At 70.2% G+C, this 6,623-nt stretch carries 4 protein-coding genes and 2 pseudogenes; 3 read left to right on the forward strand and 3 right to left on the reverse strand.

Going from position 1 to position 6,623, the window contains the following annotated elements; all coding sequences use genetic code 11:
• Window positions 1-109 precede the first annotated feature (109 nt).
• Complete coding sequence (locus tag AC2W7M_RS17065; protein ID WP_486133511.1) at window positions 110-1,804, reverse strand: SulP family inorganic anion transporter; 1,695 nt, start codon at window positions 1,802-1,804, stop codon at window positions 110-112.
• 498 nt (window positions 1,805-2,302) lie between these two features.
• Here AC2W7M_RS17065 and AC2W7M_RS17070 point away from each other — a divergent pair.
• The 3 genes and pseudogenes from AC2W7M_RS17070 to AC2W7M_RS17080 all read left to right on the forward strand — a co-directional run.
• Window positions 2,303-2,452: pseudogene (locus tag AC2W7M_RS17070) on the forward strand (cold-shock protein); the annotation flags it as partial.
• 139 nt (window positions 2,453-2,591) lie between these two features.
• Entirely contained in the window at window positions 2,592-2,846 is a 255-nt protein-coding gene (locus AC2W7M_RS17075) for a cold-shock protein (protein ID WP_245420515.1), read from the forward strand.
• A 325-nt stretch (window positions 2,847-3,171) separates the two neighbouring features.
• Window positions 3,172-3,366 (forward strand): hypothetical protein, encoded by a 195-nt coding sequence (locus AC2W7M_RS17080; RefSeq protein ID WP_486133513.1) that lies wholly within the window; start codon window positions 3,172-3,174, stop codon window positions 3,364-3,366.
• Window positions 3,367-3,799: 433 nt separating this feature from the next.
• Here the strand turns inward: AC2W7M_RS17080 and yihA are convergent.
• A pseudogene (yihA, locus tag AC2W7M_RS17085) lies at window positions 3,800-4,416 on the reverse strand (ribosome biogenesis GTP-binding protein YihA/YsxC).
• Between the two features lie 144 nt (window positions 4,417-4,560).
• Window positions 4,561-6,456: a transglycosylase domain-containing protein gene (locus AC2W7M_RS17090; protein ID WP_486133515.1), complete on the reverse strand. Its 1,896-nt coding sequence runs from the start codon at window positions 6,454-6,456 to the stop codon at window positions 4,561-4,563.
• Window positions 6,457-6,623 lie beyond the last annotated feature (167 nt).

Here is a 6,623-nt window from a genome sequence, read left to right on the forward strand (position 1 = left end):
CGTCCGCCGCGCGCCGGCGCCGTGATGGCGTCCGCTCGGAACGTCGATGGCGCCCGCCGTTGTCGGCGCGGCCGGCGTATCGGCGGGGGAGGTCATGTCGGCTCCCGCCTCAGGCCTCGGCCTTGATGCGCGCCAGGGCCAGCGCCTGGTCGATATTGGCGACGAGGTCGAGATGGGCGCCTGGCGCGCCGTGCGCCATCTTCTCCAGCACCGTGCGTGGCTGGCCCTTCAGCCCCGCCACCACCAGCGCCGTGCCGCCGCCCGCGCACTGGCGCGCGAAGTTCGACAGAGCGTTGACGCCGGTTGCGTCCATCATCGGCACGTCGGTCATGTCGAGCACGAACACGCGCGGCTTCTGGCCGATCTTCTCAAGCACCTCGGAGAAGCGCGCGGCGGCGCCGAAGAACAGCGGTCCGCTCACCTGGAAGATCTCCACCCCCGCCGGCAGGTTGCCGCGCGCGTCGTGCTCCTCGCCGGTGCCGAACTCCGCCGGGGCGACGCTGGCGGTCTCCGCCATGCGGTGCATGAACAGGACGGCGGCGAGCACCACGCCGGTGGCGATGGCGACCGTGAGGTCCACCGCCACCGTGAGCACGAAGGTGGAGATGAGCAGCACCCGGTCGCCGAGGGGCGCCGACATCAGGTGGCGGAAGCGGTCAACCTCGCTCATGTTCCAGGCCACCACCATGAGGATGGCGGCGAGGCTCGCGAGCGGGATCGAGGCGGCGAGCGGCGCCAGCGCCAGCATCACCGCCAGCACGAACACCGCATGCAGCACCCCGGCCATGGGCGAGCGGGCGCCGGCGCGGATGTTGGTGGCGGTGCGGGCGATGGCGCCGGTGGCCGGGAGGCCGCCGAACAGCGCTGACGCGGTATTGGCGACGCCCTGGGCAACCAGCTCGGCATTCGGCCGGTGCCGTCCGCCGGTCATGCCGTCCGCCACCACCGCCGAGAGCAGGCTCTCAACGCCGGCGAGGAAGGCGATGGTGAAGGCGCTGGGCAGCAGCTCCCACATGCGGGCGAGGGTCACGTCGGGCAAATGCGGAGCGGGAATGGCACCGGAGATGCCGCCGAAGCGCGAGCCGATGGTCTCCACCTGGAGGCCGAGCAGCGGCACCACCAGCGCCCCCGCCACCACGGCGATGAGGAAGCCCGGCACCTTGGGCGCCACCTTGCGCAGCACCAGGATTAGCGCCAGCGCGCCCACCGACAGCGCGGTGGTGGCGAGCGACAGGCCGGGCGCAGCCTTGGCCATGGCGATCCACTTGTCCAGGAACTCGGCCGGCACCTGGGCCATGGGCAGACCGAGAAAATCCTTCACCTGGCTCGAGAAGATGATCACCGCGATGCCGGCGGTGAAGCCCGTGACCACCGGCTCGGGGATGTAGCGCATGAAGTTGCCGAGCCGGGTGAGGCCGGCCACCAGCAGCATCGCCCCGGCCATGAGGGTGGCGATCAAAAGTCCGTCATAACCATGGTGCGCGATGACGTTGAAGACCACCACCACGAACGCGCCGGTCGGCCCGCCGATCTGGTAGCGGCTGCCGCCCAGGGCGGAAATCAGCAGGCCCGCCACGACCACGGTCACGAGGCCCTTGTCGGGCGAGGCGCCGGACGCGATGGCGAGCGCCATGGCGAGCGGCAAGGCGACGATGGCCACCGTGAGCCCGGCCACCGCATCGGCGCGCAGGTCGGCAAAGCGGTAGCCTTGCATGAGGGTGGTGACGAGCTTGGGCACGAAGCCGTCGCGCCGGTGCTGGGGACGGGGCGGGCGGGCGGGCGCCGTGTTCGCGGCAAAGGTCATGGGCTGCCTCTTTGCGCAGCGGTCTCGGAAAATCGGGGCCGAGCGGAAATGTGGAATAAGCCGGCAAACTTTCCAGGATGCGGGCGGCGCGCGTGCACCGAACATTCATGTACCAAAAGGAAGCGGAACTGTGTTAGTCTCGTTTTTGGCTGGCGGAGTGCGCAGGTGCTGAGTTTGGGCACTGCAAGCCGGCCATGTCCATTAGGCTGCGAGGCAAGAAGCGGGTGGTGGGGTTTGAGCGTTACGCGAAGGCGCCGTTGAAGTCGCCGGAGAAGTGCAATCTAAACTGCACAGATGGACGCAGATTAATCCCGCAGTGGTGGATGGCCCTTAGCCAGGATTGGCGACTGACCTTCAACGGAAATACACATGAGCCGTAACCGAGACTTCCGCGAGCCGCGCCGCCGTGGCTTTGATGACGATTTTCAGCCGCCGCGGGATCGCGGATTTGGCGGGGACCGCGCGTTCTCTTCGCCGAGCAGCAGCTTCAGTGCACCGATGCCGTCCGGTCCGCCGATCGACGCGACGGTGAAGTGGTTCAACCCGGAAAAGGGCTTCGGCTTCGTCGAGTTGTCCGACGGCTCGGGCGACGTGTTCCTGCATGCCCGCGCCCTTGAGGCGGCGGGCCAGGAGAGCGTGCCTCCCGGCTCGAAGCTCTCGGTCCGTGTGGGCCAGGGCCAGAAGGGCCGCCAGGTCACCGAGGTGCTCGAGGTCGACACCTCCACCGCCGAGGCGGCGCCTCCGCGCCGCAGCTTCGGCGCGGTCCGGCGGCGGCGGTGCCCCCCGCATGGGCGGCGCTGGCGGCGGTCCGCGTGCGGCCACCGGCCCCACCGAGGAGCGCGTCGGCACGGTGAAGTGGTACAATCCCGACAAGGGGTTCGGCTTCATCGCGGTGGAAGGCGGCGGCAAGGACGTGTTCGTGCACGTCACCGTCATCTCCCGCTCGGGCCTCAGCGATCTCGCCGAAGGCCAGCGCGTGGTGGTGCAGGTGGGCCAGGGGCCGAAGGGTCCTGAGGCGCGCGGCATCGAGCTCGCCGACTGAGCATTGCAGCTGCATCAGGCCCGGTCGCTTTGCCCGGCCGCCTGATGCATGCACTGGGTGCCTCGCCCCCTCGGCCTTGATGCCCTCTCCGGTGTGTCTCTGGCCCGGGCGAATCCCCGCAAGCCAAACCTTTACATCGCGACGCCCGCGCCGCGATGTCACCGTGCCGCGGCCAGTTCCCGTGAGCGTTCCTTGGGAGTGCGTTCCCCGTGATCGCATTCTGCAGGGCACGAAGCCTGCCGCATTCCAGGTCCAGCGAGAGGTCGGGGCGGGCGCGCCGTGGGCTGCGTCCGCTTTTGTCATTTTTACGGGAGTTCATGTCCAAATGCCGCAACAGGCAGAGGCCGATCTGGCCGGCCTTCTCGATCGGCTGAAGTCCGCACAGCGCGATCTGATCCTCACCGCCGCCAAGGGCTCGACGCTGCCGTCCGACGGCATGCTGCGCAAGATCTCAGAATTGGAAGGCGCCATTGCCGCCACCGAGGCGCTGATCCAGGAGGAGCAGCACGCCCGCCGCTGAGTGCGCCGCTGGCCCCGCTCCACCGATTTTCCCCCTGGCCCCCCGGCTTGACCGGAGGGCCAGGCTGCGACCGGGCCCCATGTGGGGATGGGGAGGGTGCAGGGCTGCTCTGATCAAGCCGGAGCATGACGGCGGTTTTTCAGGCCGCCGCACGGCTTCCTCTCCTTCAGCGCCTGTTTGATTTTTTGCCCACCGTCATGCCCCGGCTCGTCCGGGGCATCCACCGGGCCGCGTCGGGCCGCTCGAACGACCGGGGCCCGCCCGACCGCTGAGTGGATCCCCCGCACAAGGCGGGGGATGACGGGGGCTTTGCGGGACGCGGCGGCGTATCCTGCCGCCGTCGATCGCCTTCCGCCGACGTTCCCCCCTTCTCCCAACCGTCGCCCTCCGGCTTGACCGACGAACGCCGAAGCGGGACGCCGGGTCGTCGCCGCTATCCCTGTTCGGCGATGAGCCGCGCCACCGCGCCGCGCAATTCGGCGAGGCCGGCCCCGGTATTGCTGGAGGTGGGAACACCACCGGGAAGGCGGCCGGGCGCTTCCTGATCTTCTCCTCGACGGCGGCGATCACGTGCGGCAAGGCGGTGGGCTTCACCTGGTCCGCCTTGGTGAGCACGATGGCGTAGGACACCGCGGCCTTGTCCAGCAGGTCCAGGATCTCCTCGTCCACCGGCTTGATGCCGTGGCGGGAATCGATCAGCACAAACACCCGGGCGAGGTTCACCCGCCCGCGCAGATAAGCGCGGATGGTGTGGGTCCAGGCCTCCACCTTCTCCTTCGGCGCCTTGGCGAAGCCGTAGCCCGGCATGTCCACCAGCGTCAGCTCGGGCGAGGCGCGGAAGAAGATCAGCTCCTGCGTGCGGCCCGGCGTCACCGAGGTGCGCGCCAGCGCCTTGCGGCCGGTGAGCGCGTTGACGAGCGAGGACTTGCCCACATTGGAGCGCCCGGCGAGCGCGATCTCCAGGCCCTGCATGGGCGGCAGCGTCTCGATGGTGGGCGCGGCCGAGATGAAGTCCCACGGCGCGGCGAACAGCAGCCGCCCCTGCTCGATGGAGGGGCCGGCCGGCGGGCCGGCGCCGTCGGCGGCGTCCTGGCGCGCGCGGAGGCGGTCGGGCTTTTCGGTTGAGACATCATGCCCCGCTTATTCCCGAGCGCGCCGCTGGGCGCAAGCGCGCCGTCCCCGATCCCGGGCGCGTCAGCGCCGTCCGCCCCCCAGGAATGTTTCGACGAACCAGCGGTCCAGCGTCATGGGTTCCTGTGGCGCCTGGCGCTGCGGCATCTGGCCGACCACGGCGGGCGGGCGGTCGTCGGGCAGGCCCTCCGGCGGCAGGAGGCTGCCGCCCGGCTGGCCGTAGCCGATGCTGCCGAAGCCGGCGGACCGCAGCCCGCCCGGCAGTTCCGCCACCGGGACGTTCTGGTGCGCGCTCTTCATGTAGCGGCTCCAGATCTCCACCGGCAGGTTGGCGCCGGAGGCCTTCTTGGTGGGCGAGCTGTCGTCGTTGCCGAGCCACACGGCGGTGACGTAGCGCGCCGTGTAGCCGACGAACCAGGCGTCGCGATAGTCCTGCGAGGTGCCGGTCTTGCCCGCCGCCTCCCAGCCCGGCAGATCGGCGCGGCGCGCCGTGCCCATCACCAGGGTCTGGATCAGCATGCGGTTCATCATCGCCGCATAGGCCGGGTCGAGCACCCGGCCGGGGCCGGAGGCGGCGCGGCGGTAGATGACCTTGCCGTCGGCGCCGCGCACCTCGTCGATGACGTGCGGGATCACGCCGATGCCGCCGTTGGCGAACGGCACATAGGCGCTCGCCAGTTCCAGCACCGACACCTCCGAGGTGCCGAGCGCGATGGAGGGGTTGGGCTCGAGGTTGGAGGTGATGCCGAGCCGGTGCGCGGTCTGAACCACCGCCTTCGGCCCCACCTCCAGCGCGAGCCGCACCGAGACGGTATTGAGCGACAGCGCGAGCGCGGTCTCCAGCGTCACCGGGCCGCGATAGTCGTGGGTCGAGTTTTCCGGCCGCCAGCCCTTGAGCTGGAGCGGCGCGTCGTCGCGCACCGTGTCGGGGCTGAGGCCATGCTCCAGCGCGGTCAGGTAGATGAAGGGCTTGAAGGCCGAACCCGGCTGGCGCTTGGCGGTCACCGCGCGATTGAACTGGCTGTCCTCGTAGGAGCGCCCGCCCACCAGCGCCTTCACCGCCCCGTCCGTGTCGAGGCTGACGAGCGCCCCCTGGCCGACGCCGAACTTCGCGCCGGACTTCGCCAGCGTGTCTTCCAGGGAGCGTTCGGCTGCCTGCTGGAGCGCCGGGTCGATGGTGGTGCGCACGGTGACGTCGCCGACCACGTCGCCGGTGAAGGATTCGAGCTGGTCCATCACATAGTCGGCCACATAGCCGCTGGAGCCGGGCGCCGAGGGCCGCGCGAGCTGGGCGGGGCGGGCCAGCGCGGCCTGGGCCATGTCCCGGGAGATCATGCCCTGATCGCGCATGGCGCCGAGCACCAGAGCGGCGCGGGCCTGGGCGCCCTTGAGGTTGCGCGTGGGCGCAAGCCGGGACGGCGAGTTCACCAGCCCGGCCAGCATGGCCGCCTCGGCCAAAGTCACCTGGCGTGCGGACTTGCCGAAATAGCGCTGCGCCGCCGCCTCCACGCCATAGGCGCCGGCTCCGAAATAGACCCGGTTGAGATACAGGTCGAGGATCTCGCTCTTGGAGTATTTCGCCTCCAGCCAGAGCGCCAGCACCAGTTCCTGGAGCTTGCGCGAGGCGGTGCGCTCCTGGGTCAGGAACAGGTTCTTGGCGAGCTGCTGGGTCAAGGTCGATCCGCCCTGGCGCAGCCGGCCGGAGGTGATGTTGGTGACCAGCGCGCGGGCGAGGCCCTCCGGATCGAGGCCGAAATGGCTGTAGAAGCGCTGGTCCTCAATGGCGACGAAGGCGTTGGGCAGGAAGGGCGGCAGCTCGCGGATCGGCACCGCCACGCCGCCCATGTCGCCGCGCGTCGCCAGCGTCTTGCCGTCGGCGGCGAGGATGGTGACGGTGGGCGGGCGCTTCGGCACCATCAAGGTGTGCATGGGCGGAAGCTTCGAGGCCTCGTAGGCCACGAGGCCGGCCAGCGCGCATCAACGCCCACAGCCCGAGCAGGAGCGCCCACTGAACATCCGCCAGAACAGCGGCGTGCGCCGCCGGCCGGACCGGCGGTCCGCCTTGCGGGCGGGCGTTCGCGCTCGCAGCGCGCGCTGCTCGCGTCTGCTGCGCTTGGCGCTGCACG

The sequence above is a fragment of the Xanthobacter sp. BG11Y11_SDJG genome, assembly GCF_057364445.1.